This is a genomic window from Winogradskyella sp. HaHa_3_26 (assembly GCF_019278425.1).
Classification (GTDB): Bacteria; Bacteroidota; Bacteroidia; order Flavobacteriales; family Flavobacteriaceae; genus Winogradskyella; species Winogradskyella undariae.
The window spans coordinates 1,273,302-1,297,569 of the sequence record NZ_CP058981.1 but is presented as its reverse complement, the minus strand read 5'-3'; the positions used below and the strand labels follow the sequence as shown (position 1 = coordinate 1,297,569).

Sequence of the window (24,268 nt, the reverse complement as noted above, 5' to 3'; positions counted from 1 at the left end):
AGCCTTAGCTTAATATTTAAAATCACTTCCGCTTATCAATAACCATTACTGGTTTTCTACTCATTTTTGGGAATTGTAATTTCTGAATTTCCTTTTTGTCGCTAAATTCAATTTTTGGCAATACGCGTAGCTTTGCTCTAAAATGATTCTTTATGCTTTGTAACAAGCTTTCGCTTGGTGTGTTTACGGCTATTTTAATGAGGATTTCGTCAGTTCCTATGGAATTGTGAGAAAGTTCTATAACAAACGCTTCTACCTCGTTAAAATCGTTTAAAATATTATGCATTGCTGGTGGATATAAAGTTGTGCCTTTATATTTTATCATTTGTTTTTTTCTGCCAATCACAGGTCCTAATCGCTTGGTGTTTCTGCCACACTCACATTTTTCATAATGTGCTTTTACAATATCTCCTGTTTTAAATCTAAGTAGAGGCATACCTTCTACACCTAAGGAGGTAATGGTAAGTTCGCCAGACTCTCCTTTGGCTACAGGTTGGTTGTTATCATCTAATATTTCTGTAATAATTAATTCGGGGTGTTGGTGTCCTCCTTTTTGTTGCTCACATTCCGTAAAAGCCGTATTCATTTCGGTAGAAGCGTAAGTAGAATACAATTCTATATTCCAGCTTTCTTTTATTTTTTTAGATAAGGTGTTTAACGAAAAATCTTGAGCCCTTAAAGGTTCACCAATACAAATTGCTCCTTTTATTCCTGAGTTGTTGAGGTCTATGTGATGTTGTTTGGCATATTCTATCAATTTTAATAAAAAGGAAGGTACTGCGATAATATAGGTGGGTTTAAATTTTAAAATAGAATCCCATTGTAGTTCCGGAATACCATTACCAACCCTAATGATTCCGGCACCAAGTTTTCTTGCGCCTAAAAAATAAGCTAACCCTGCCATAAAGCGTCGGTCTATTGTGGTCATAAGCTGAATTACATCATCTTGTCCAACGCCTGCACAAGCAAAAGAGATAGCTTCGTTATAAGCTAAACGGTCTAAATCGTTATCGGTGAGTCCAAAAAGCACAGGATCTCCCAAAGTACCCGAAGTCGTTACATAATCCACAATTTTGTTTTTTGGGACACAAATAAAATCGTCATTATATTGCTGTAAATCGTCTTTTGTGGTCGTTGGAATTACAGCTAAATCTTCAAGCGAATTAATAGTTGAAATATCAATTTTATGAGTGCTAAATAAACGCTTATAAAAAGCAGAATTTGTATTTAAATACTGTAAAAGAACCTTTAGTTTTTCAACTTGAAAGTTATTTATTTTAGCTTTGGAAGCATATTCTATTTCAGGAATCATAATTCTAACTTTCTTTTTAATTTTTTAATGTATTTATCTACTTGTTCTTCGTCAGGAACAGTAGTAATTTCTTTTGTTTTAGCGATTTTGAAAGCCTCTAAAGCTGCTGTGTAATATCCTTTTTTATAATAGTAAGTGCCAACGATATAATAGGATTCCCAGTATTCTAGATTTAATTTTTCTAACTGTAAAAGCTTTTCTAAATCTATAGTGTCATTATTATCAATTGCTGTGAGTACTTCATGTCTAAGATGTCTATAGCTTTGATAATTTTTATAAGCTTCTGTGTATTGAAAAGGGTCTTCCTCAATATTTAAAGCCGTATTTGCAAGAGCAGTTTTTGTGGGGGTTTTAAATATTTCATTTAAATCGTATGCGACAAATTCGCCTAATTGATAAGGGTTTGAAGATACCCAAACTAAACGTTGTTCGGGTTTGAAAACGACTGAATGATGTGCTAATAGTTGATTTAAAGCTTTTTCATTGCCATAGCCAATAGCTTTGTTGTGTAAGCCTTCTTTATTTCTTAAAATATCTACGGCTATTTCTGGTGTCAATTTTGGGTTTTGGTCCAAAAGTTCTTCCATGCGTTCGTAGCGGTATTGCGAATGACTTTCTTCTATATGTTTTAAATTATTTTTATCATTTGCATAAGCTTCACTTTGAAAATGGTTAGAGCATATCAATTGATTTGAATTTTGAACGTCATACACACCAAAATTATGAGGTGACACTTCAATTATTACAGCTTTTCTATCTTCAGCACTTCCCACTAAAATAGATTCGGAAACAAATACTTGACGTTTTTTTGCAATAGCAATGGCTTCCTTAATATTTGAAGCATATTGTAAAATTTCACGATTTAAAATAGAGATAGGTGTTTTTGCTATGAGCGGAATTTTAGATTTTCCTGCATTTATGGTCACGGTTAAACCATGTTCATTCATACCAGAAAGAACACCTAACATTCCGGCCCAAGTTACCGACATAAATTTATTGCCTTCTGTTGGATTGGTAAAGGATACAATTTTTTCTTCAGCAAAATCATCGCCGGCATAAAAATCTAAATTCCGACCTATAATTAGACTTCCGTCTGCGGTTTTTTCATCCCAGGCAGCAAATGATGTGCAACCAACTAAGGCTAAATCTTGCAAAGCGTGGCCAATATCGTGGGCGCCATGAAAATAAAGAACTCTTAAATAAGGATCTGCAATGTAATTATAGTCAGGGGAAGCATATTTAGAAAGGCCTAGAATTTCTGTTTTATATTCTAATGGAACATTAAGATATAGTTTTCTATTATACCAAGCCAAAAAGCGTCTTAATAAAGCTTGTTTAGTTTTAGAAGGTACAAATTTGTCTATTTTAGAAACAAAAATACTTTCCTGTTTATGGAATAATTCTTGAGTAAGACTTCCTGTAATTAAACCTCTCTGATAAGGATTTCCTTCAACATAAAGTTCCCATAAACCTTGTTGGTTTTTGCTTAGGTGATTATTTCCTAGGGTGAAGCTAGAATCAGAAGTTTTAACGCGTTCTGGAATTACCGGATTATAAGCGCTTACATCGGGAACATCATGTAATGATTTTGAAATTCCGCACGAGGTTAGACTTACAAAAAGAAGAAGTAAAAGCCCATGATATATGCTTAAGTTAATCTTCATGATCATTTAATTTTCGATGCTTTCGTCGGTTTTATTAGCATCTAATATTTTTTCTAATAAAGGTTCCATACCAATAATTTCAGAACAGGTGAGTACGGCGCTAATGGTAACTCCTAAAATGCCATGCATGTTTAAACTTTGTCCTGTAAGTAATAAATTTTTAATTTTTGTACGTGGTGAAACAAAGGACGCTAAAGGATTATTAGCATCTTTTACATAGCCATAAATAGAGCCTCTATTAGAGCCAATATAATCGCGATAAGATAATGGTGTTGAGGTATATGTTTCTTGAATGCAGTCTCTAATATTTGGATATTTTTTTTCTAATTCTTGAATAAGTTTTTCAGCTTTTTCAGCTTTAAACTCTTCATAGGTTTGTCCGCGTTCATTCTTATTTGCTACAGTATTAAATGTGTTTTCCCATGGTTCTACTTCTTCGTAACGCATAAAGGTCATTACAGTTAAGCTTTCTCCATAAACATCTGTTTTTTTATTGATCCCCATAGATGCCATATAGCCCTCAGGCCAAGTTTCTGTAGTGTAATCTTGTCCGTCCCAAATCTTGTTAGGATCTTTTATGTGGTAAATATTTTTGTTTTGATATTTAAAAGTATTTGGTTTTAAAACAATATAAAGGCTAAAACCAGCGATGATACTTTCGATATTATTGATGCGTTTAGTGTAAACTTTTCTAAATTTATCTTCACCAACTAATTTTATAGTCAGCTTTGGTTCTATATTAGAAATGAATAGATCTCCTTTAATTTCTTTACCGTTTTTGGTGAAAACAGAACTGATGTTCTTGTCTTCGAATCCAAATTTAACCACCTCATGATGCTTAAAAGCATCACCACCATTTTCCTTTAAACGTCTAATTAATAATTTAGAAATTTGACTACCTCCATTTACACAACGGTAAGCACTTTCTATATATGAATTGACGGTTAGCGCATGCACGTAAAAAGGTGTGCGATTGGCATCACCAGCATATAGGTAATTGGTGCCAGCAAGGACAGCGCGTAATTTTTTATTATCTGTTATAGAGTCGATATAATCTTTTGCTTTTAAGCTGAAAATATCTGTGTTTTCATAGTAAGGCTTGCCGTGCTTCAATCCGTATAAAGGAAATTGATTACAAATATCCTGAAGTTTATCACAATAGGTTATAATGGCTTTTTCTTCATCAGGAAATTCAATTAGTAAATTTTTAATGAATTTATCATAACCTTGCGCGTGTTTGTATTCATTGTCGTCGCCTTCAAAAGTAACGACATCAAAGCCATCCTCATCTAGCTTTTTTAGATTTAAGTCGTCTATAATATCGAGATACTTAAAGTATTGATATAGATTTTGTCCTTCGTTTAAGCCACCGATGTAATGCACACCTGTGTCAAAAATAGTTTTATCGCGAACAAAGGTCTGTAAGTTACCACCATACTGATTATTTTTTTCTAAAACACAAACGCTATAGCCTTCTTTTGCTAATATATTGGCAGAAACTAAACCACCTAAACCGCTTCCTATTATAACAACATCGTAATGAGATTTCATGCTTTTTTACTGTTTTGATAAGATAGTCAAATTTTCTGTTTCGTATGTGCTAACGAATCCCAAATCAATTTTATTTAAAGTGAATTTAGAACTGTTTTCTTTCAAAAATATAATATAATTTAAGTTTGGATGTAGCATCGATTTTAGTTGTGTTTCTGTAATATCAATATTATTTATGATTAAAGTATTTGGTTTAAAAGCGAATGTTTCTTCTATAGAATCTGGACAAGTAATATTTCGAGAATTGGTGATAAAGCTGTTTTTGACAATAATTCTATTTTCAATATTCTTAATATAAGAAACGATTTTTCGATCTACACCATCTAAAGCTAATAAGAAATCGAGCTGACCTGCATCGTCTGACAAATGTAAAATGGTATCTTTTACACTAACCGTATGTAGCACCTTTAAATAAATATCTTTGTTAATTTTAATATCATTTTTAACGCATTTGTAAAGTGAATCTCCTTTGTATCTATAATCGTCTAAAAGTGTTTTGTAAAAATAAGTTGCACCTTCTCTTTCTTTTCTGAAGGCACTAAATTCAGTTCTAAAATAAGAACCAATTTGTTTAGCCCGCTGCGAATAATTGTTGCTAAATCTAGAATCGTTTGGTGTAATTCTATCCATGATTTTTAGAGTAATATGACCATCTCTAATCATAGATTCTCCTTTAGGAATCACTTCGGAATTACCGTGAATAAGTACAGATACAATATCTAAATTAAATTGTTCTGCTAAATAAAATGCGCCTTTATGAAAACGCTTTATTTTATGGGTTTTAGAGCGTGTGCCTTCAGGGAAAGCCATTAAAGTGTAACCTTGTTCTACTTTTTTCTTTAAATGGTCTAATCCATTTTCAATACCACTAGATACCGGATAGAAGCCAGCTAATTGTACGGCTTTTCCAAATACAGGCGAATTGTAAACCCAATCATTTACTAAGAAAATAATTTTTGGGTGTAACATTCCAATGGCTAAAATGTCTAAGAACGACGTGTGGTTTGCTATAATTATGGCTTGTTTTTTAAAATCCTCTTTCGGTTCATTAATCACTTTTTTTACTAGAAAAAGATGTGTGTACAATACGGATTTCATGAATTTTGAAATGCATACATGAAACCATTTCATCTTTGTTTTCTTAGGAAGTGGAATGATTTTTAAAATGGTAACACTAAACAGAGATAATAAAATACCGCCTAAACCAAAATAGGTAAATGAGATGATAGAATGAATTAATAATCGTAATGATATTGGTCGTTTGGTCTTACTACCAATAAATAATTTGAACAATAAAGGTTGAATAGCAAATGCAACAAGAACGGCAGATGTAATGCCAATTAAACATACCAAAGATATAGAATATAATGCAGGATGTTTGGCAAAAATTAAAACACCAACACCTAAAATGGTAGTGATTACCGAAAGTAAAATAGACGTTTTATGTGTGGTTAAAGATTTCTCACCCGTTCTATATTCGTGTAATAAACCGTTGGTCATAAAAATGCCATAGTCAATCCCTAACCCGAAAATAAAAGTTGAAATGATAATGTTGAAAATATTGAATTCTAAATGAAATAATCCCATTATTCCAATGGTTAATAACCAAGTTAAACAAATAGGAATTCCCGTTACTAAAGTTAAAGAAAGGCTTCTGTAAAAAAGTAAAAGAATAAGAATGACTGCAATTAGTGAATACCCAATTAAACTATTAAAATCGTTTTTTAGATTCCCTAATAAGGTCTCATTCATTTGTTTTCTATCAATCACTAACGTTTGAGAATCCGCTTTAAAAGCATCCATTACAGCATCTGCTTGTTCTACTTTTACTAAGGTTGTAATGGTGGTGTAATTGTCTTTAGTAGCAATATAATCATCCACAGAAAAGATGTTTATTGCTTTGTAATCTTTACTTTTTAGAGGTTTGAATTTGGTGTTTAAAAGCGTATAAAAAGAGTTGAAAGTTTCGGGTTTAAAACCTAAAGCAGTTCCGCTTTCTATAAGCTGTTGTTTTGTGTTTTCAATAGTATTTCTATTCCAAAAAGATTGCCAACGTTCAATTTGTTGGTTTTGTTGTTTTTTAGAATGTACAAATGTACTGATAGAACTAAAGTTAATAAGTTGGCCTTCGGTTTTTAAATTTTGAAGCTTCGTTAAAATGGCGTCATTAATTTGAAGTGTCTTTTCTTCAGAATCACCATAAGCAGCAATGTATACAGATTTTGAGGTGCTATTAATAAGTTTATCTAAGTTTAATTCTGCAGCCTCGATATCTTTTGGCATGTAATTCATTTCACTTAGATCATTATTAAAAATAACGGTGTTATAAGTGAATAAGCTACCAAAGCACAATAAGAATAAGCCTATGATTACCCATTTGTTTTTATGAATATTGTAAGAGGCTATTTTGTCTAAAGCAGTGTTTTTTTTAATCGTTTTTGTTTGCTCTTTATAGATTTGAGGAATAAAAAGTAAAGCAAAACAAGACGAACCAATAACGCTTACGGCTGCAAAAATCCCTAAATCTTGTAAAGCTTGTGAGTTGATAAATAACAAACACAAAAACGCTAAAGCCGTAGTTAGACTACTCATTAAAATAGGTTTTGAAATCTCTTGATAGAGGTTTTTTACATTGTTATTACTTCTAATATGGGTAAGGATGTGTAAGGAATAATCGAGTGTAACACCTAGTAGGACTGAGCCAATCCCCAAGGAAATGGCAGATATTTTTTCGCGGATTAAGAAGAGTAATGCAATGGCTAAAAGGCCACCAAATATCGTAGGCACAAATAAGATAATTGGGACTGTTAATTTTTTATAGAAAAGTATAAATATGAGTAAAAGAACCGTTAAGGCAATCCCAACCGTAAGCTGAATGTCGCTTTTTATTTGATTGGCATTTGCGACAGCAATTAAAGTTCCACCAAAATATTCAGCATTAACTTTATCTTGAAAAGTGAGGTTTAATTTCGCATTAGTATCGTAAAGATTTTTTACAAACTGTGTGTTTTCAGCGGTTTCGTTAGAACCCAAAGCAGGTGTGATAAATAAGAGAATATGCTGTTTATCTTTACTAACTAAGAAACCGTTTTGCAACGTAAAATCTTCACCGAAACTCAATTCTTGTAATTTCTTTAAAGCAATGAATGATAATCCTAAAGGATCTTTTAATATAAAATCTTTAGCAACAATGCCCGAAGGTGAAATTAGCGTTTTATAGTTTTTTAGTGTAATAGCATCAATACTATCTTTCTCAATTTTGTTCGCAATAGTTTTATAATCTGCTTCATTTAGAAAAAGCGGTAAATTATCATATATAAAACTGGCTGTTTTCTGAATTTCTTTATCATCAATCTGTCCTTGAATTTGTTTTATATATGGACTTGAAGACGCATTGATACTGTCAATAAATTGCGATGCATACTGGGTTAAATCTTCAACAGAGCCATCTTTGCTTTTAGTGATGTTTACAATAATTTTATCTGTAAAGTTTACGTTTTTTAAAACCTTTTGTAGTTCTGAATTTTCTGCATTACTAGGTATTAGTTTAGTGATGTCTTCTTCAAATTCAATTTTAGAAGCCACAAAAACTAAAGTCAATAGCAAGATTCCTAAAATGCTTAAACCAAGCCATTTTTTAGAATTAAAATAGTTGTATGTACTGTAAAATATATTATCCATTAGTTGGGATTACATTTTTATTTTCAAAAAAGAAAAAAAGTAAATAGCTTAAAATTCCAATAAATATTGCTGATAGTGATGCTAAAGCTAAACTTCCGACGATATAAGATTTAAGATGTTTTAAAACTTCAAAATCAGCTACAATTTCAGTAATATGAAACGTTACATTTTCACCTAGAATAAAGTTTCCTAACTGAAAGCTTGTAAAGATAATAAAGGGAATAAAAGGGGGAAGACTAATGTTTGAAAAAGCAAAAGCAATAGTTTTATTCAGTTTAAATATCAAAGCTAAAAAAATAACGGTCACAGTTTGAACTCCCCATAGAGGTGTGATACCAATAAAAATACCCAAAGCTATAGATAGTGCTTTTTTTTGAGGAGAATCCTTACTGCCAATAACATCTTCAGTTATAAAACGCTTAAATCCTTTTTTTTTTAATTTCCTGAAAAAATCACGAGGTTTTATATAAAGTAAAGTAAGTATAACGAGCCATGTGTTTAGGATACTTATTCGTGTAAAATCTTTAAAAGGTCTAAAGTGAGAAACACGCTCATCTTCATCATATAAAACTTGAATTGGAATATTTTTAACGCTAGTACCAGACCAAGCAGCTTTTACAATGACTTCTATTTCAAATTCGAATTTTGAAGTATAAAATTTTAAATTTTTTAAATGTTGAATAGGGTAGAGTCTAAATCCAGATTGTGTGTCTTGCAGTTTAATTCCGGTTTCTGCCCAATACCAAAAATTAGAAAACTTGTTTCCAAAACTACTTTTTTTAGGAACACTTTCTTGGCTCATATTCCTTGCGCCAATAAGTAGTAAATTTTTATCCTCAGAACTTTCTAATGCTTCTATAAATTGAGGTATATCTTCAGGGAAATGTTGCCCATCAGAATCTATCGTTATTGCATAGTGATATCCTAAATTCTCGGCATGTTTAAAAGCGGTACGTAGAGCTTTTCCTTTTCCTTTATTTTCTTCAAAATGAATCTGTTTTAATTCATAAAAGCTTTCTAAAATTTTTAATGTATTATCAGTAGAACCATCATTAACGATGATAATATTTTCTGTGTAATTTAAAACGCCATTGATAACGCGTTGCAACGTTTTAGGATTGTTAAAGGTTGGTATAATTACACAACATTTTAAGCTGCTTAGTTTATGATGTGTGGTAATATCCTTCATTTTGTTGTTAGAATTAGGCGTAAGATTAAACTAATTCTTTGTTTTTTATAAATGTACCATTACATTTTAAAGCAACAGTACCATCTGTAAATTTAGTGCTATTTTTAATCTTAACCGTGTCGTTTTCTTCTATAATAGAAAGCTCTAAAATGAGTTCTGCGTTTACATTTGGGTTAATTAATGCTGTGAATTTTATGTTAGAAATATTTTGTAAAAATAAAGGGCTATTGACATAATCTTGCGTGATTTCTTTAATAGTCTGAACCATACAAACGCCAGGTGTTACTGGATTTCCAGGGAAATGACCGTTAAACACATCGTGATCTTTATTCAGGTTAATAGTAACATGAATTGTGTTTGTATCAACAATAGAAGTTGTTAATTTAGTGTAAAAATCCTTAATCAGCATTTGCTTATAATTTAAATTGATAACCAACACTTAGTTGAATAACATTGTTTAAAATTAACTCACTAACCTCTGTAGTTTCATAGCCATAACCATCATCTACATTTCTACCAAATAAATCAGTTAATCCTTGTTTGTAACCTATAGACATAACTAATCCATTACTAATATCATAACCTACAGCTGCAGCAAAAGCGATATCTACAGATTGTGGTTTGTAGATGTTTTTATGGCTTAATAAAATGTCGATTACAGGTGCGATCTGAAAATTAATACCACTTCCTTTAATATAAAATTTGTTGTTTACAGGTATTGATAAATAATTAAGTTCTGTTGTGTAGGTTTCTGTAGATCCTGTAACTCTGTAATCACTTCCTTGTTTAGAGTAAAGAATTTCGGGTTGTAAGGTGTAAAATTTTGCAAATTTAAATGATAAAGTTCCACCAATATGAAAGCTGGTTAGTTTTTCGCTACGTACACCTCCGTTTTCTTCTAGGTTACTTAAGCCAGCGATATTCATACCTCCTTTTATACCAGGTTTAATTTCTACTTGAGCATTAATAAATGTGAAAGAGAATAATGTAATTAGAATGATTGTTAGTTGTTTCATAGCGGTTTTGATTGACGGAATAAGTTACAAAAATGCAGAAATATCTTATAATTAAGAAGTAATAAAGTGTTTATTCTTGTGGGCTTAAATAACTTATATTAATTTCTATGGGTGCTGTTAGGTGCTGAATGTTAATATTTTCAGCAATAGAATTTTTAATATTAGAAAAGGATAAGATAACTTTTTCTTTTGAATGATTTGTATTTATAATTTGTGTAAGTTTCTTTGTTTGCTGATTAACGAAGTAATGATTAAATCGTTTTTCTGTTTTAGATTGAAAAATAAGATGTCCTTCATCATCAGAAAAAGCTTTATTAATTTTATTATGTTCTTGAGTTAAAGTTTGAAAGTCTCTTTTAAGTGTGTTAATGATAATTTTTCTATCTAATTCTTTCATAATAAAATGTGTTTTCATTTCATTATTAATCAATTCAAAATCAAATATTTTATTTCCAAAATTGGTGGCAAACACAATACGATGATTGTTTTCTTTAATTTTTTTGATAATTAAAATACCACCAAAATCATTATTATAAGCTTTGATTTTAGTTTTATACACATAATCTATATCTGCATTTGCAAAATATGGATTTGAAAATTCTGTAACCTCAGCATCATATTCCGAAAGCCCTTTTACTGTAGAAATTGCACAAGAGGAGAAAAGAAAAAGAATAAATAGATTAATTATTAAAAACCGCTTCATCTAAAGTTGTGTTTCTTGTTTTATTCTTAAAAATAATTTTTGTGTAATCTTCTGAGGGTTCAATCATTTTTACCTCTACAACATCGCTTGTCTTTATATCGAACTTCAATTCGAATTTAGCAATGAATTGAAGCATGGTTTCATCCTTTGGAATAAATTTCACTAAATAAAATTCATCAACTTTAAAATAAGAAATTTCAAAGGCATTGTCATCAAACATATTTCCTTTTACACTATTTGTAATAAGGCTGTTTAGACCTTTAAACATTTTATTAGAGCCAATGTCAATTTTACTTTTATCACCTTCGTCATCAATAAATAGTTTGTCATCTTTAAAAATAACACTGTATTTATAAGGCGATGTGTATTCCCATTTTACCAATCCAGGAACTTTAAAAGCAAGCTTTCCTTGTGTTTCAACATCATTACTTAAAAAGCTAAGATGCTTATATTGTATAAAATCACTAACAATGGTTTGGGTATTGCTATCTAGTTTTTCTACCGCTGATTTAAAAGTGTTTATTTCTTCTGTTGTAAGTGACTTTTGAGCACTAGCAATCTGAATTCCGATACCTAAAAAAAGAAAAAAGTAAATATTACGCATAAGCTTCTATATTAAATAAGGTGTCTATTGTTACGGATTGATAATTGTTCTCTTGCAAAAATAACAACAATTGTTCCAAAACTCGTACTGTGATTTCTTGTGAGTCGTGCAATAAGATAACAGCACCAGGTTTGATGTTTTTAGTAATTCGGTTTAAGGTTTTTTTTTCGTCTTTTTTAACGGTGTCTAAAGATCGAATATTCCAGCCTATAACGTGATGTTTGGTGTGTTTTAGGGCTTTGGTTATGGCAGGATTTGTAACGCCATATGGTGGACGAAACAATTTCATTTCTTTATTTATAATTGAAGAAATAATGGTGTTTGTATTTTTAATTTCAGCAATTACATTTTGTTTATTATAGAAATCAAAAAAATCAGAATGCGTATAGGTGTGATTTCCAATAGTGTGACCTTCTTCTATAATTTGTTGTACCAATTCAGGTTGTTGTTCGGCATGTTTACCGATACAGAAAAACGTAGCTTTTGCATGATGAGCTTTTAATAATTCTAGAATTTGTGGCGTAAATTCTGCATTTGGACCATCATCAAAAGTAATGGCAACTTGATTTTTTGTGTGATTTTTTTTTGAATTGAAGGCTTTTAAATGATAGTTCCAACCGATAGTAAAACTACCAATAATTGTTAGCGTAAGCCATGCTAAAAAAAGAACTATAAAAAAGAAAATAGATATGTTAAAAAACTGACTTAATAGTAGCAAGCCAAGAAAAAGAATGAATGTTAAAACATTTATATTTTTGAAGTTTAACATGAGCTTAGTAAGGTAAAACTATGTTGTTGTCCTTTAAGTTGGTTGTAAAGCAGTACATTTTTATAACCAGATTTATCTATAGCATTAAGCTTTAAAACATCAGGGATATATTGTTGCTTAATAATGTTTGTTGCTGCCCAAAAGCCAAAAGCCGAAGCTGTGAAAAACTCACCACAAAGATGTTTGTAATGTAGTTGTGGTGTGTCTTTAAATACTGAATCTTGAAGTGCTTGATATAAAACATCAAAAGCATCTCCGTTTTTTCCGAGGACGACAGCATCAATATCTTCAGACATTAAATGATTTTCTTTTAAGAAAGCTTCTACTTTAGTTTGAATAGTTTCTGTTGTGGCTTTATTAAAAATCTTAAGCCCTTTAAGAACACAGAAACTGTTATTTTGCTTTAAAGATGATAGGGTAAAAAAGTGAGCACCTTCTCCAAAAGGTGTTAGTATGGGTTGTTCTTCTGCTTCTTCTGCAAGAATAATGTCGTTGATAAGAAATTTACCTAATTCGTCTGTGCCACCAACTAAAATTGTGTTTGCTTCATTTTCATGAAGCATTAATTGAGCATCTATAACAGCAGATTCAAAAGACGCAGCACCTTGTACATAGGTTACATTATAACCTTTGCAATTTAAAGTTAATGCAATTTGAGCACCAACTGTATTATGTGTAGATTGAATAAACGATGTTGGTGTTAAAAACTGTTCGTCGTTATCGAGTATAGCATTTAAAAACTTTTCAGAATCTTCTATACAACCAATTCCTGTTCCTGTAATAATAGCATCGGGTATTTCTAATTCAGCTAACTCTAATGCTTTTTTTGCTGCTGCAACTCCCATTTTTACAGCAGTTGCCATTCGTCTACTAGCAATTGGACTTATAAATTTTTTATAATTAGGATGAATAGCTTTCGCTAATTTCCCTTCAAACGAAATCGTGTTTTCTAAAAAGCTAGAATTGTCTAAGGTGTCTTGTGCAGAAATTGAAACCGCACTATTTATATAACAGGGTTTCATTAGTTTTTAGAAAATATAAGTGTTGAACAATTACCACCAAATCCAAAAGAATTAGAAAGCACGTAGTTTAAGGTTTTTTTAGTGACTTTGGTAACAGGAACTAGATCAAGCTCCGGTATCGCAGTTTTAAAATTTAGATTCGGAAACATTACATTATTTTGAAGTGCTAAAACAGAATAAACAGCTTCAATCGCACCTGCTGCAGCTAGCGTATGTCCTGTAAAAGCTTTTGTAGAACTGAAGTCGGGAACAAAATCTCCGTAAATACGTTTCATGGCTTTACCTTCAGATAAATCGTTATTAGGTGTTGCCGTACCGTGTGCATTAATATAACTAACGTCTTCGGGTTTTATTTCTGCAATTTTTAGAGCTTTAGTCATTGCTAAAAAAGCACCTTCACCGTTTTCAGACGAAGCCGTTTGATGAAAAGCATCATTGGCATTACCATAACCTGCTAAATAACCTAAAACGGTTTTATTTTCTTGTTTTACAACAGTATCAGATTCTAATACTAAATACGCCGCTGCTTCCCCTAAATTTAAACCTTTTCTGTTCGCATCGAAAGGCGTACAATCGGTATCCGATAGAATCATTAGTGTTTTAAACCCGTTGATGGTAAATTTTGCTAAACCATCTGTTCCTCCAACAATAACGCGGTCTAGCTGCCCAGATTTTATTAATCTAGCACCTAACATTATAGCATTCGCCGCTGATGAACACGCGGTGCTAATGGTTGAAGTGAAATCTGTAATTCCTAAAAGTTCAGCGATTTTTTCGGTGCTATCTACCGCATGATGACTATTAATTAACCGTCTGCTTTCTGCGTTGTAATTTTGAAAATGTTTTTCTGTCAAATCCATACCGCCAACACTTGTAGATGATATTAAACCAGTTTTAAAGGCTTCAATATCTCTAATATTGGCTTGTTTTACGGCTTGTTTAGCAGCAATACAACCTAATAAAGCAGTCCTAGAATAATTATGCTCTTCTGGTAAATTAAGCATTTTAGAAAGTTCTGCATTCGTTTGTAAAACTTCACCAACCTTAAATTCATTTTTATGTCGTGTTTCTATATTTACAATAGGTGCAATGCCTTTTTTATTATTTAAAAGTGCGTGCAAATTCTCTTCTACAGAGTTTCCTATAGAAGACATAATTCCCATTCCGGTTATAGCAACACGATTTTGCGACATATTATTTAGTACGGTGTTCTGTAATGTATTTAGCTAAAACTTCAACAGAAACAAATACGGCTTTACCTTCGTTTGGATCGGTTAATTTTATGCCATAATCTTTATCTAGCATTACAATAAGTTCTAGAGCATCTATGGAATCTAATCCTAAACCGTCTCCAAATAAAGCATCATCATCAGCAATATCTTCAACACTAAAATCTTCTAGATTTAATTGCTCAATAATACTTTCTTTAAGTTCTTTTTTTAACGCATCCATTAATTTTCTTTATATATTTTTTTAATAATTTCTTTTGAATAGTTCTCTGATTCTTCTTCTGCAACAAGGTACATAAAAGCATCATATTTGTCATTATCTACATCTACCCAACCACATAAAACATGACTACTTTTTTCATTCTTAATTAAACTTGAAGCATATTGGTCTAAAAGTGTTTCATTAAATTTATCTGAAACAAAAAATACATTTTCTCCCTTTATTTGATGTCTAATGCTAATTTCACCAATCATAATATTGGCTAAGGTATAAACAAATACAGCAGGACTCGGAAAATAGTTATCTTTATCATTAATGGTTTCTTGATACTTTCTGTCGGTATCTAAACTTGCCGATTTATTTGAAAGTACAATGCCTATGTTCTCTTTAGTAGTCTGATTTAATTCTGCATTTTCAAAAAGAAATTCAGAAACCAGAAATCCCAATTTAGACAAATTATCCATTTTAAAAAATTTAGGATAAGCGATGTCTTTTTCTTTATAGACTAGCTTTGCAAATTCAGGAAAAGTAAGTTGAGAATCTTTAGTAATAACTTCCTTTCCATTTACAGAAATTGAATGGTCTTTTATGCGACAATATGCAATGGTATTTAGATTTTTTTTCAATGCGTTACTTTTTTGAAAATTACAGCCGTATTACAACCTCCAAAACCCGATGCCGTTTTTAAAAAAGTATTAATTGTCTTTTTAGTGGTGTTTTGAATGATATTTAATGGCATAGAAACACCTAATTCATCAAAACCTAAAGACTCATAAAGTGTATTGTTTTTAATGGAATGCATACCAATAATTGTTTCTAATAATCCTGATGCACCAAGCGTATGTCCGTAATATCCTTTTAAACTATTTAAAGGTACATGTTCTAATTTTGCACGATTAAAAGCGATGGCCTCCATCTCGTCGTTAAAAGCTGTAGCTGTTCCGTGAGCTGAAATGTAATCGATATTTTTGGGTTTTAATTTTGCTTCTTTTAAAGCCGAGAGTATGCTTAAATACAAACCTTCACCAGTTCTTGAAGGTCCTGAGATATGATTAGCATCATTACAACTTCCGTCTCCTATAATTTGAATCGTTTCCTTTTCTGTATTTTTATTTGAAATAGCTACTGAAGCTGCAGCTTCCCCAATACTAATTCCGGTTCTTTGGTTTGAAAACGGTTTGCAAGGTTTATCACTTATGGCCTGAAACGATTGAAAGCCCGATAATGTAAATTCTGAAACAATATCTCCTCCAACAACAAAAGCATTGTCATAATATTCATTTTGAATGAATCTTTTAGCAACAGCAATAGCTAAAATTCCTGAAACACAAGCGTTAGATATAATTATTGGTTCAGTTTTAAAACCAAAGAAATCTTTAATTTTGTTACCTAAAACAGATAAATAAGCGCGTTCTGGTTCAAAATTATTATTTAAAGCATCAACATTACCTTTTGTGGTAGCAATGATTAAAGCTGTTTTGTCTGAAATTGAAAATGCAGCTTGAGAAATGGTGTTCTGTAATGATAGAATCATCATTTTCTCTAGTTTGGTATATATATCAGGGTTACCTAATGTGTTGAAAGCTTCATTTAATTTTTTATCATTTATAATAGAAGCATAACATGGTGAGTTACTGATATCATTATGCAAAGTAATCCCTGAGCGCTCTTTTGCGATTTCAGAAACGTTAGCTTCTGAAGTAAATCCAAGAGGGGAAATAATTGTATCTGCAGAGATGAAGATGTCTTTCATATTAATTTATAAAAGATTATTTTTTGCTTTCCAAGCTTCAAAAAAAGGTGGAAGTGTTAGTGATAAATCATTATTATCATCTACAAAAACTTGAATAGTTTCTCCTGTACAAACCGTTTGCCCTTCTGCATTTAAAATTTTATATCTAAAGATAATTTTTGCGGCAGGTGTATTTATATAAGTCGTTTCTATCGTAGCAATATCTCCATAACGCAGCGGTAATTTATGCTCGCAACCCGATTTTATAATAGGAGACACATAACCTTCTGCTTTGGTATCTAAATATGATATTCCGTGTTTTCTTCCAAAAGCTTCGCGTCCATCTTCAAAATAATTCAGATAGTAACCATGCCAAACAATACCTAAAGCATCCGTTTCATTAAAGCGTACTCTAATTTGGTGTGTAACTTTTAAGTTTGTTTCTGAAGTATTATTTCGTTTTTTAGAATTCATTTGAAATTTAGTTTTTTAAGACTGTTTTCATCTGAGCTGTTACAATCACTTCGCCATTTAGTTTTGTAGTGCCTTTTACTAAGGTAACTCCCATGATTTCATGTAAAATTTCAACTTCAGTTTCTAGTTGCATATTTACTTTTGGTAATTTCTCAATAGTTACACCTTTTATGGCTCCTATATAACCTTCTGGAGCTGGTGTGTTTTTTATATAAAAATGATAACCTGTATAAAGTGCTACGGTTTGTGCCATATGCTCAATGAGTCCTGGTTCTGTAAAAAAACCATTTTGAACAAACATATTATCACTTGTAACGGTTAAGCCTGAAATTACTTTAGAATCATCAAAGTATAATAACGCATCTACCATAATAATTGGTGCGCGCTGCGGAATTAATTTTAGAATGATATTTTGATCCGTAATAGGCTCTTTAAGTAAATTCATGATTTTTTAGTCTTTTAAATCGTTCCAGAAATCAAAATAATTAAACCATTGTAATGGATATTTATTTAGTATCCATTCTAAGTTTTCTGTATATGATTCTAGTAAAGCCATATGATCGCGTTGTTTTACTTCTACTGTTCTGGCATAAAGGTGATAATGTTTTGTGGTTTCTTTCATCACATAAACAAAAATCACTGGTACTTTTAATCGTGATCCTAATAGAAAAGGACCCGCAGGAAAAAGGGCTTCTTGGCCTAATAAATTATGTGATAACGATTTTGAAGGTTTTACATAGCGATCTCCGGTAATGCATATTATTTCATTTCGAGATAATGCTGCGTTTATTTCAAAGATATGCGATAAATCGTCTTGAATGATTATAAATTTAATGTTAGATTTTGTGGTGACACTTTCTAAATAAGCTTTAATGTCTCCATGTTCTGTATCTGTTGTTAATAAGCTAATTGTAACGTCTTCTTCTAATTCTAATTCATTTAAAAAGTATTCGGCAATTTCAAAATTACCAACATGTGCACTAATTAAAATACCTCCTTTTTTCGATTTTAAAATGGTATCGAGATGATCAATCCCATCAAATTCGTAAGTAAATTTATTTCTCAGTCCAGAAGAAATAGCAATTTTATCTATAATGGTTTGCCCGAAAACAAAATAGCTTTTGTAGATGCTAATAAGGCTTTTTAATCGGGAATATTGACGTCTTTTTCTAAAGTAGTAATAAATAGATTTGGTACTGTCTTTTGCGAAAAAACAAAAATAAAAAGCTACAAAAATCAATACAAAATAGGCCGTACGTAAGCCTAGTTTTTTGATACAAAACACAAATATTTTATACCCTAAAACTGAGCCTCTAGACTTTCCTTGCCATTCCGTAGCCATTCAATTTTATAAAAATTTAGCTTAATTTATTCTCAATAAGGTCGTAGAAATCTTGTAGTGTAAGAATATTAATAAAATCTTCACCTACTAGTTTTACACCAAAATTAGCTTCAACAGCGACTACTAGATCAACAAAATCTAAGCTGTCTAATTCTAGGGCTTCTTTTAAATTCGCTTCAGGTGAAAGATCTTCTGCTTCAACTTCAAATTCATCTATAAGAAAGTCGTTTATCTTTTCAATAATAACTTCTTTATTCATAACAGGGCTATAGTTTTTTTATTATTAGGGCAGAATTTGTTCCTCCAAACCCAAAAGAATTTGACAAAAATACATCAATTTTTTTATCTATGGTTTTGCTTACTAAATTTAATTTAGCAGCATCTTCATCCGGATTTTCTAAATTAATATTTGGAGCTATAAAGGAGTTTTGCATCATAAGCATAGAGTAGATAACCTCACTTGCTCCGGCCATCCAACACTCGTGACCAGTCATTGATTTTGTAGAACTTACATAAGGTCCGTTTTCTCCAAATACATCAAATATAGCTTTGGCTTCATTTGTATCTCCAACAGGAGTTGAGGTTGCGTGTGCATTTACATAGTCAATACTATCTATTGAAATATTAGCTTGATCTATTGCTTTTTTCATGGCTCTAGCTGGTCCATCTACATTTGGTGTTGAAATATGTTCGCCGTTAGAAGAAAATCCATAACCTATAACTTCTCCTAAAATTGGAGCACCACGTTTTACAGCAGATTCATAACTTTCTAAAACAAGTGTTGCACCACCACCACTTGGAATGAGGCCATCTCTATTTTTGTCGAAAGGTTTAGAGGCTTTTCCTGGTTGTTCTTCATTTGCAGAAAATACACCTAGACCATCAAAACTACCCATGGCGAGTTCGTTAATTTCTTGTGCACCACCACAAATAATACAATCTTGAAGTCCACTTTTTATAAGTTGATAAGCCATACCAATAGCATGAGAACCACTTGCACAGGCAGCACTAATAGTAAAATTGATACCTTTTAATTTGAAAATGGTAGATAAATTCATGGTAATCGTAGAATTCATTCCTTTAAAAATGGAGCCAGAACCCACTAAAGTCGTGTCTTTTTTCTCTCTAATAATGTCTACGGCTTCAATTACAGATTTAGCTGTGCTATCATTTCCGTATAGAATACCAACTTCATTGGCATCTAAAAACTCTTGTGTAATATTGGCGTTTTTTAAGGCTTCTATCGTTGCCATGTAGGCATAAGTGCCTTCTTCACCTAAGCTAATGCGTTGTCTTCTGGTTAACAGTTTTTTTAATTGAGGTTCTTTTACCATGCCTGTTAAGCAAGATCGGTAACCAAAATCTTTACGCTTCTCATCGAAAACGATACCAGAAGTTCCGTTGTATAACGATGTTTTTACTTCTTCTAAATTTTCACCAATGCACGAATATATGCCCATGCCTGTTATTACAACTCTACTCATTATATAATTTTATTTAAGAGTAAACACCTCCATTAATATTAATTACTTCTCCTGTAATATAAGATGCTTTTTTTGATGCTAAAAAGGATACTAAATGTGCGACTTCTTCAGGATTTCCAAAACGATTTGCTGGAACCATTTTTTTAAGTTCCTTTTCATTTAAGTCACTAGTCATATCTGTTTTAATAAATCCGGGAGCAACAGCATTTACCGTAATATTTCGTTTTGCTATTTCTTGTGCCAATGCTTTCGTTGCCGCAATAACAGCACCTTTTGCAGCAGAATAATTAGTTTGTCCAGGCGTGCCTTTTAAACCAGATAATGAAACTAAATTTATAATTCTACCATACTTTTGAACGAGCATTTTTTGAATTAAATGATTGGTAACATTAAAAAAACCATTAAGACTTGTGTTAATTACGTTGTTCCAATCTTCGGGTTTCATCCACATAAAAAGGCCATCTTTTGTAATGCCTGCATTGTTAACGATAACCTCTATAATAGCATCTTTATTATGGTCTTGCCAATTGTCTAATGCTGATTGTACTTCTTCTATGTTTACAACATTAAAAGGTAATAATTCACCTGTTCCGCCTGCTTCTATTACAGCTTCTAAGGTGTTTAATGCCGCTTCTTTATTACTTTGGTAATTAATTAAAATATGATAATCCGAATCTTTTGCTAATTGTATACAAATTGATTTTCCTATGCCTCTAGAGCCACCTGTTATTAATGCGCACTTCATTATTTATATTCTTTTTTCCAAATTTTATATTCTACTTTTTTAATATTATTTAAAATATTATAAAAAGCTCCCATCCAATAATTTCTTAATCCAAATCCTCTAGGTATTCCTATTAATTCTTTGCTGTATATTATTTTCTTTGTTTTTGAATTGAAATATACCAAATTAACAACAGCATTTTTTCTGAATTTGTTTAATGCATTTACAATAAAAACCATAGAGACCTCACTCTGAGAATTAATATCATAAGCAGTCACCATATCTTGCAATTTCTCTTCCGAAAAAGATTGAGGTGTTGTGTTGGTTACCAATTCATCTTCATCAGTAGAATTATTTAAAGTTTCTATAGATTCAATTAAATAGACTACGTTTTCTTTTTTCAAATATTTGGCAACGTCATATTTTTCTGGTTCACTATAAAAAAAGTTATTCCACTTAGGGAAATAATCATTTTTTATAATCTCAGCATTTTTAAAATCTGAAGATGTTCCAACTAATTTACACGCTGAAAAATCAATACCAATAAAATCAATAGTGTAATCCTTTTCTATAAAAACGTCTTTCAGTTCTTGTGCTTCAATATTTATGATATTTTGAAAAAGAAGTAATAATACAATTAGTCTTATTTTCATTTTTAAATATTGTTTTCATGATTCATGATAAAGCCTTTCACTTTATTAACATAAGGATACATTATAACATCTTCTTTAAATGCAGGAACTAAATTTCTAATGGCATCATACATTTTTTTAGTTTTTGAAGATACTTTGTCCTGTATTTCTAAATATTCAATAGCTTGTATAATGGTTATCATTTCTATGGCAACAACTTCATAAGCATTTTCAATTACCTTTTTAGTAATTAAAGCAGCATTAGTTCCCATACTTACCACATCTTGATTGTCGTTATTGTTAGGGATGCTATGTACATACATAGGGTTAGATAATGTTTGATTTTCTGCAGTAGTTGAGGTTGCTGTAAATTGTACGCCTTGCATTCCGAAATTTAATCCTAAAGTTCCAAGGTTAACAAAGGCAGGAAGAATATTGTTAAGGCTAGGGTTTAGTAAATAATTTAGTTGACGTTCTGCCAACATACTCATTTTTGTAACCACTAATTTTAATTTATCCATTTCTAAGGATACATAATCTCCATGGAAGTTTCCACCGTGATAAACATTTTGCTTTTCTACATTAACAATAGGATTGTCGTTTGCAGAATTTACTTCTTCAATTAAAATATTTTCAACACTATCTAGAGTGTCTAAAACAGGTCCTAATATTTGAGGAACACATCGTAAAGAGTAATATTCTTGTACTTTTTCTTCAAAAACAGTTACATCTTGTTCTTTATTATACAAGTAATCTTCACGTTTTCGGGTAAGCTTGCTGTCGCTTAGATTAGCACGCATTTGCTCAGCGATTTTGTGCTGCCCTTTATGTCTTTTAGCATGATTTAGTTCTGCGGATAAATGATCGTCGTAGGCTTCTACAATTTCATTAATAGCAGAAGAACAAAGTACCGTCCAATTTAATAACTGTCTCGTATTTATTGTATTTACAATACCAATACCAGTCATTACAGAAGTACCATTCATTAAAGCAATACCTTCTCTTAAAACTACAGTTATTGGGTTTAAGTTTTCAATTTCAAAAACCTCTTTTGTAGGTCTTAGTTCATCTTTGTAGAATACTTCTCCTTCACCAATTAAAACCAAAGCTAAATGTGCTAATTGTACTAAATCACCACTAGCTCCAACACCACCATGTTCATAAATTAGAGGAATTATATTACGATTAATTAATTCGCTCATAAGTTCTACAACCGATTTATGCACGCCAGAATTACCTAAAGACAAAGTATTAAGCCTTGCAAGCATAGCCGCTTTTACGTATTGTGGATCAATTGGGTTTCCGGTTCCGGAAGCATGACTTCGTATTAAGTTATATTGAAGTTGTATCCGATCTGTGTCAGCAATTTTATACTGAGCCATTGGGCCAAAACCGGTGTTTACACCATATATAGTTTTGTTTTCGGAAAAAGTTTTTAAAAAATTGAAGCTGTTCTCAATAGTTTGAAAAACACTTTTGTCTAGTTGTATAGGGTTGTTGATGAAAATGATTTTATAAAAATCGTTAACACTTAAACTTCCAGTTAATTTTAGCATCTATATGGTTGGTAATATTTAATGAAAATAATAGTTAAATTACAAAAAATGAAGTTATTTTGGGTTGCAAATTTATAATAATAAATGATTTTATACTATTAAGACTATGAGTGTTGAAAATGTTGATGTATTAATTATAGGGGCAGGTCCATCAGGTTGCGTTGCTGCGTCTTATTTACATGAAAAAGGATTGAAGGTAAAAGTGGTTGAAAAAAATAAATTTCCAAGGTTTGTAATTGGAGAAAGTTTACTTCCACGATGTATGGATCATTTTGAAGAAGTGGGTCTATTAGATTGTTTGAAGAAACGAAATTATGAAGTGAAAGCTGGTGCTCGATTTATAAGAGGTGATGAGGTTTGTAATTTTGATTTTAGTAAAAAGCATACTGAAGGTTGGAATTGGACATGGCAAGTGCCTAGAGCAGATTTCGATAAAACTTTAACTGACGAGCTTTTAACTAGAGGTGTTGATATTGTATTTGAAGAAGAGGTTATTGCTGTTAATTTTAATACTGACGGTTCTTCAGAAACTATCATAAAAAATAAATCAGGTGAGTCTAAGGTTGTTAAAGCTAAGTATATTGTTGATTCTAGTGGTTATGGACGTGTTTTACCACGTCTTTTAGATTTAGAAAAAAAATCAGAACTTCTTGATCAATCGTCAATATTTACACATGTAAAGGATGTAAATCGTCCTGAAGGTTGGGAAGGAACTCGTATTACTTTTGATGTTATAAGTCTAAGAACCTGGTTATGGGTTATTCCGTTTTCTAATGGAGTAACAAGCATAGGTTATGTTGGTTCTAATGAATTTTTAGAATCGTTTAAAGGGACTTCTTCAGAGAAATTAAAAGAAATGTTGAAACTCTCTAATTATTATAGAGAACGTTTTGAAGGTGTTGATTTTCAATTTAACCCTGTTGAGATTTCTAATTATTCAAAATCGGTAAAACAACTTTATGGTAATGGGTATGTTTTAACAGGAAATAGTGCAGAGTTTTTAGACCCTGTATTTTCATCGGGAGTTACTTTTGCTACAGAATCGGCATTGTTAGCTGCTAAATTGATTACTAAAACACTTCAAAATGAAACTGTAGATTGGGAAGTAGAATATTCTGATTATATGAAGAACGGAGTTCGTGTTTTTGAAACTTATGTAAAAGAATGGTATACAGGGAATCTTCAGAAATTGTTTTTTCATAAGCCTGAAAATCCTGAGATTAAAAAGCAGATTTGCTCAGTTTTGGCCGGTTATGTATGGGATGAGACTAATCCTTTTGTGAAAAATCACCATAGACTTGTTAAAGCCGTGGCCCATATTATAGACATGGAAAATGAAAAAAGCGAGTAATTATAATTACTCG

24 protein-coding genes are annotated in these 24,268 nt (G+C 31.5%); 1 reads left to right on the top strand and 23 read right to left on the bottom strand.

Annotated features, from left to right (window positions below; all coding sequences use genetic code 11):
• Positions 1–22: 22 nt before the first annotated feature.
• From H0I32_RS05620 to hutH, 23 genes are all read right to left on the bottom strand, one after another.
• Complete coding sequence (locus H0I32_RS05620; RefSeq protein WP_179312731.1) at positions 23–1,312, bottom strand: phenylacetate--CoA ligase family protein; 1,290 nt, start codon at positions 1,310–1,312, stop codon at positions 23–25.
• Entirely contained in the window at positions 1,309–2,976 is a 1,668-nt protein-coding gene (locus H0I32_RS05615; protein ID WP_179312732.1) for a C45 family autoproteolytic acyltransferase/hydolase, read from the bottom strand. Before H0I32_RS05615 ends, H0I32_RS05620 begins: the two co-directional genes overlap by 4 nt.
• 6 nt (positions 2,977–2,982) lie before the next feature.
• The gene (locus H0I32_RS05610) at positions 2,983–4,527 is read right to left on the bottom strand and encodes a phytoene desaturase family protein (protein WP_179312733.1); all 1,545 of its coding nucleotides are present in this window, start codon (positions 4,525–4,527) and stop codon (positions 2,983–2,985) included.
• Positions 4,528–4,533: 6 nt separating this feature from the next.
• Entirely contained in the window at positions 4,534–8,208 is a 3,675-nt protein-coding gene (locus H0I32_RS05605) for an MMPL family transporter (RefSeq protein WP_179312734.1), read from the bottom strand.
• Positions 8,201–9,397, bottom strand: coding sequence for a DUF2062 domain-containing protein (locus H0I32_RS05600; protein ID WP_179312735.1), 1,197 nt, complete (start codon positions 9,395–9,397; stop codon positions 8,201–8,203). Before H0I32_RS05600 ends, H0I32_RS05605 begins: the two co-directional genes overlap by 8 nt.
• Positions 9,398–9,422: 25 nt before the next feature.
• Positions 9,423–9,806, bottom strand: a complete 384-nt coding sequence (locus H0I32_RS05595; protein ID WP_173587136.1) for a 3-hydroxyacyl-ACP dehydratase — start codon at positions 9,804–9,806, stop codon at positions 9,423–9,425.
• Between the two features lie 4 nt (positions 9,807–9,810).
• Positions 9,811–10,413 (bottom strand): porin family protein, encoded by a 603-nt coding sequence (locus H0I32_RS05590; protein WP_173587137.1) that lies wholly within the window; start codon positions 10,411–10,413, stop codon positions 9,811–9,813.
• Between the two features lie 70 nt (positions 10,414–10,483).
• Complete coding sequence (locus H0I32_RS05585; RefSeq protein WP_179312736.1) at positions 10,484–11,116, bottom strand: hypothetical protein; 633 nt, start codon at positions 11,114–11,116, stop codon at positions 10,484–10,486.
• A complete protein-coding gene (locus H0I32_RS05580) occupies positions 11,094–11,720 on the bottom strand; it encodes a LolA family protein (RefSeq protein ID WP_179312737.1) in 627 nt (208 codons plus the stop codon). Before H0I32_RS05580 ends, H0I32_RS05585 begins: the two co-directional genes overlap by 23 nt.
• A complete protein-coding gene (locus H0I32_RS05575) occupies positions 11,713–12,489 on the bottom strand; it encodes a polysaccharide deacetylase family protein (protein WP_179312738.1) in 777 nt (258 codons plus the stop codon). The genes H0I32_RS05580 and H0I32_RS05575 overlap by 8 nt, the downstream gene beginning before the upstream one ends.
• On the bottom strand, positions 12,483–13,511 hold the full coding sequence (locus H0I32_RS05570; protein ID WP_179312739.1) for a beta-ketoacyl synthase chain length factor: 1,029 nt from the start codon (positions 13,509–13,511) through the stop codon (positions 12,483–12,485). The genes H0I32_RS05575 and H0I32_RS05570 overlap by 7 nt, the downstream gene beginning before the upstream one ends.
• The gene (locus H0I32_RS05565; RefSeq protein WP_179312740.1) at positions 13,511–14,704 is read right to left on the bottom strand and encodes a beta-ketoacyl-[acyl-carrier-protein] synthase family protein; all 1,194 of its coding nucleotides are present in this window, start codon (positions 14,702–14,704) and stop codon (positions 13,511–13,513) included. The genes H0I32_RS05570 and H0I32_RS05565 overlap by 1 nt, the downstream gene beginning before the upstream one ends.
• Before the next feature lies 1 nt (position 14,705).
• Complete coding sequence (locus tag H0I32_RS05560; RefSeq protein ID WP_173587143.1) at positions 14,706–14,963, bottom strand: phosphopantetheine-binding protein; 258 nt, start codon at positions 14,961–14,963, stop codon at positions 14,706–14,708.
• Positions 14,963–15,586: a 3-oxoacyl-ACP synthase gene (locus H0I32_RS05555; protein WP_179312741.1), complete on the bottom strand. Its 624-nt coding sequence runs from the start codon at positions 15,584–15,586 to the stop codon at positions 14,963–14,965. Before H0I32_RS05555 ends, H0I32_RS05560 begins: the two co-directional genes overlap by 1 nt.
• Positions 15,583–16,713, bottom strand: coding sequence for a beta-ketoacyl-[acyl-carrier-protein] synthase family protein (locus H0I32_RS05550; protein ID WP_179312742.1), 1,131 nt, complete (start codon positions 16,711–16,713; stop codon positions 15,583–15,585). The genes H0I32_RS05555 and H0I32_RS05550 overlap by 4 nt, the downstream gene beginning before the upstream one ends.
• A gap of 6 nt (positions 16,714–16,719) precedes the next feature.
• The gene (locus H0I32_RS05545) at positions 16,720–17,166 is read right to left on the bottom strand and encodes an acyl-CoA thioesterase (protein WP_173587146.1); all 447 of its coding nucleotides are present in this window, start codon (positions 17,164–17,166) and stop codon (positions 16,720–16,722) included.
• A gap of 7 nt (positions 17,167–17,173) precedes the next feature.
• Positions 17,174–17,611 carry a hypothetical protein gene (locus tag H0I32_RS05540; RefSeq protein ID WP_173587147.1) on the bottom strand — a complete coding sequence of 146 codons (438 nt, stop codon included), beginning with the start codon at positions 17,609–17,611 and terminating at the stop codon, positions 17,174–17,176.
• A 6-nt stretch (positions 17,612–17,617) separates the two neighbouring features.
• Positions 17,618–18,508 carry a lipid A biosynthesis acyltransferase gene (locus tag H0I32_RS05535; protein ID WP_179312743.1) on the bottom strand — a complete coding sequence of 297 codons (891 nt, stop codon included), beginning with the start codon at positions 18,506–18,508 and terminating at the stop codon, positions 17,618–17,620.
• Between the two features lie 16 nt (positions 18,509–18,524).
• Positions 18,525–18,767 (bottom strand): acyl carrier protein, encoded by a 243-nt coding sequence (locus tag H0I32_RS05530; RefSeq protein WP_092465719.1) that lies wholly within the window; start codon positions 18,765–18,767, stop codon positions 18,525–18,527.
• Between the two features lie 7 nt (positions 18,768–18,774).
• Positions 18,775–19,992 carry a beta-ketoacyl-[acyl-carrier-protein] synthase family protein gene (locus H0I32_RS05525; protein WP_179312744.1) on the bottom strand — a complete coding sequence of 406 codons (1,218 nt, stop codon included), beginning with the start codon at positions 19,990–19,992 and terminating at the stop codon, positions 18,775–18,777.
• Between the two features lie 13 nt (positions 19,993–20,005).
• On the bottom strand, positions 20,006–20,737 hold the full coding sequence (gene fabG, locus H0I32_RS05520; protein WP_179312745.1) for a 3-oxoacyl-ACP reductase FabG: 732 nt from the start codon (positions 20,735–20,737) through the stop codon (positions 20,006–20,008).
• Positions 20,737–21,369 carry a hypothetical protein gene (locus tag H0I32_RS05515; protein ID WP_179312746.1) on the bottom strand — a complete coding sequence of 211 codons (633 nt, stop codon included), beginning with the start codon at positions 21,367–21,369 and terminating at the stop codon, positions 20,737–20,739. The genes fabG and H0I32_RS05515 overlap by 1 nt, the downstream gene beginning before the upstream one ends.
• Before the next feature lie 2 nt (positions 21,370–21,371).
• Positions 21,372–22,904: a histidine ammonia-lyase gene (gene hutH / locus H0I32_RS05510; RefSeq protein WP_179312747.1), complete on the bottom strand. Its 1,533-nt coding sequence runs from the start codon at positions 22,902–22,904 to the stop codon at positions 21,372–21,374.
• A gap of 106 nt (positions 22,905–23,010) precedes the next feature.
• Between hutH and H0I32_RS05505 the strand changes: the two genes are divergently transcribed.
• On the top strand, positions 23,011–24,255 hold the full coding sequence (locus H0I32_RS05505; RefSeq protein WP_179312748.1) for an NAD(P)/FAD-dependent oxidoreductase: 1,245 nt from the start codon (positions 23,011–23,013) through the stop codon (positions 24,253–24,255).
• The last annotated feature ends 13 nt before the right edge of the window (positions 24,256–24,268 follow it).

Bases quoted from the DNA above. Each gene is read 5' to 3' on its own strand.
- H0I32_RS05620 (WP_179312731.1), bottom strand. From the start codon at position 1,312: ATGATTCCTGAAATAGAATATGCTTCCAAAGCTAAAATAAATAACTTT.
- H0I32_RS05615 (WP_179312732.1), bottom strand. From the start codon at position 2,976: ATGAAGATTAACTTAAGCATATATCATGGGCTTTTACTTCTTCTTTTT.
- H0I32_RS05610 (WP_179312733.1), bottom strand. From the start codon at position 4,527: ATGAAATCTCATTACGATGTTGTTATAATAGGAAGCGGTTTAGGTGGT.
- H0I32_RS05605 (WP_179312734.1), bottom strand. From the start codon at position 8,208: ATGGATAATATATTTTACAGTACATACAACTATTTTAATTCTAAAAAA.
- H0I32_RS05600 (WP_179312735.1), bottom strand. From the start codon at position 9,397: ATGAAGGATATTACCACACATCATAAACTAAGCAGCTTAAAATGTTGT.
- H0I32_RS05595 (WP_173587136.1), bottom strand. From the start codon at position 9,806: ATGCTGATTAAGGATTTTTACACTAAATTAACAACTTCTATTGTTGAT.
- H0I32_RS05590 (WP_173587137.1), bottom strand. From the start codon at position 10,413: ATGAAACAACTAACAATCATTCTAATTACATTATTCTCTTTCACATTT.
- H0I32_RS05585 (WP_179312736.1), bottom strand. From the start codon at position 11,116: ATGAAGCGGTTTTTAATAATTAATCTATTTATTCTTTTTCTTTTCTCC.
- H0I32_RS05580 (WP_179312737.1), bottom strand. From the start codon at position 11,720: ATGCGTAATATTTACTTTTTTCTTTTTTTAGGTATCGGAATTCAGATT.
- H0I32_RS05575 (WP_179312738.1), bottom strand. From the start codon at position 12,489: ATGTTAAACTTCAAAAATATAAATGTTTTAACATTCATTCTTTTTCTT.
- H0I32_RS05570 (WP_179312739.1), bottom strand. From the start codon at position 13,511: ATGAAACCCTGTTATATAAATAGTGCGGTTTCAATTTCTGCACAAGAC.
- H0I32_RS05565 (WP_179312740.1), bottom strand. From the start codon at position 14,704: ATGTCGCAAAATCGTGTTGCTATAACCGGAATGGGAATTATGTCTTCT.
- H0I32_RS05560 (WP_173587143.1), bottom strand. From the start codon at position 14,963: ATGGATGCGTTAAAAAAAGAACTTAAAGAAAGTATTATTGAGCAATTA.
- H0I32_RS05550 (WP_179312742.1), bottom strand. From the start codon at position 16,713: ATGAAAGACATCTTCATCTCTGCAGATACAATTATTTCCCCTCTTGGA.
- H0I32_RS05545 (WP_173587146.1), bottom strand. From the start codon at position 17,166: ATGAATTCTAAAAAACGAAATAATACTTCAGAAACAAACTTAAAAGTT.
- H0I32_RS05540 (WP_173587147.1), bottom strand. From the start codon at position 17,611: ATGAATTTACTTAAAGAGCCTATTACGGATCAAAATATCATTCTAAAA.
- H0I32_RS05535 (WP_179312743.1), bottom strand. From the start codon at position 18,508: ATGGCTACGGAATGGCAAGGAAAGTCTAGAGGCTCAGTTTTAGGGTAT.
- H0I32_RS05530 (WP_092465719.1), bottom strand. From the start codon at position 18,767: ATGAATAAAGAAGTTATTATTGAAAAGATAAACGACTTTCTTATAGAT.
- H0I32_RS05525 (WP_179312744.1), bottom strand. From the start codon at position 19,992: ATGAGTAGAGTTGTAATAACAGGCATGGGCATATATTCGTGCATTGGT.
- fabG (WP_179312745.1), bottom strand. From the start codon at position 20,737: ATGAAGTGCGCATTAATAACAGGTGGCTCTAGAGGCATAGGAAAATCA.
- H0I32_RS05515 (WP_179312746.1), bottom strand. From the start codon at position 21,369: ATGAAAATAAGACTAATTGTATTATTACTTCTTTTTCAAAATATCATA.
- hutH (WP_179312747.1), bottom strand. From the start codon at position 22,904: ATGCTAAAATTAACTGGAAGTTTAAGTGTTAACGATTTTTATAAAATC.
- H0I32_RS05505 (WP_179312748.1), top strand. From the start codon at position 23,011: ATGAGTGTTGAAAATGTTGATGTATTAATTATAGGGGCAGGTCCATCA.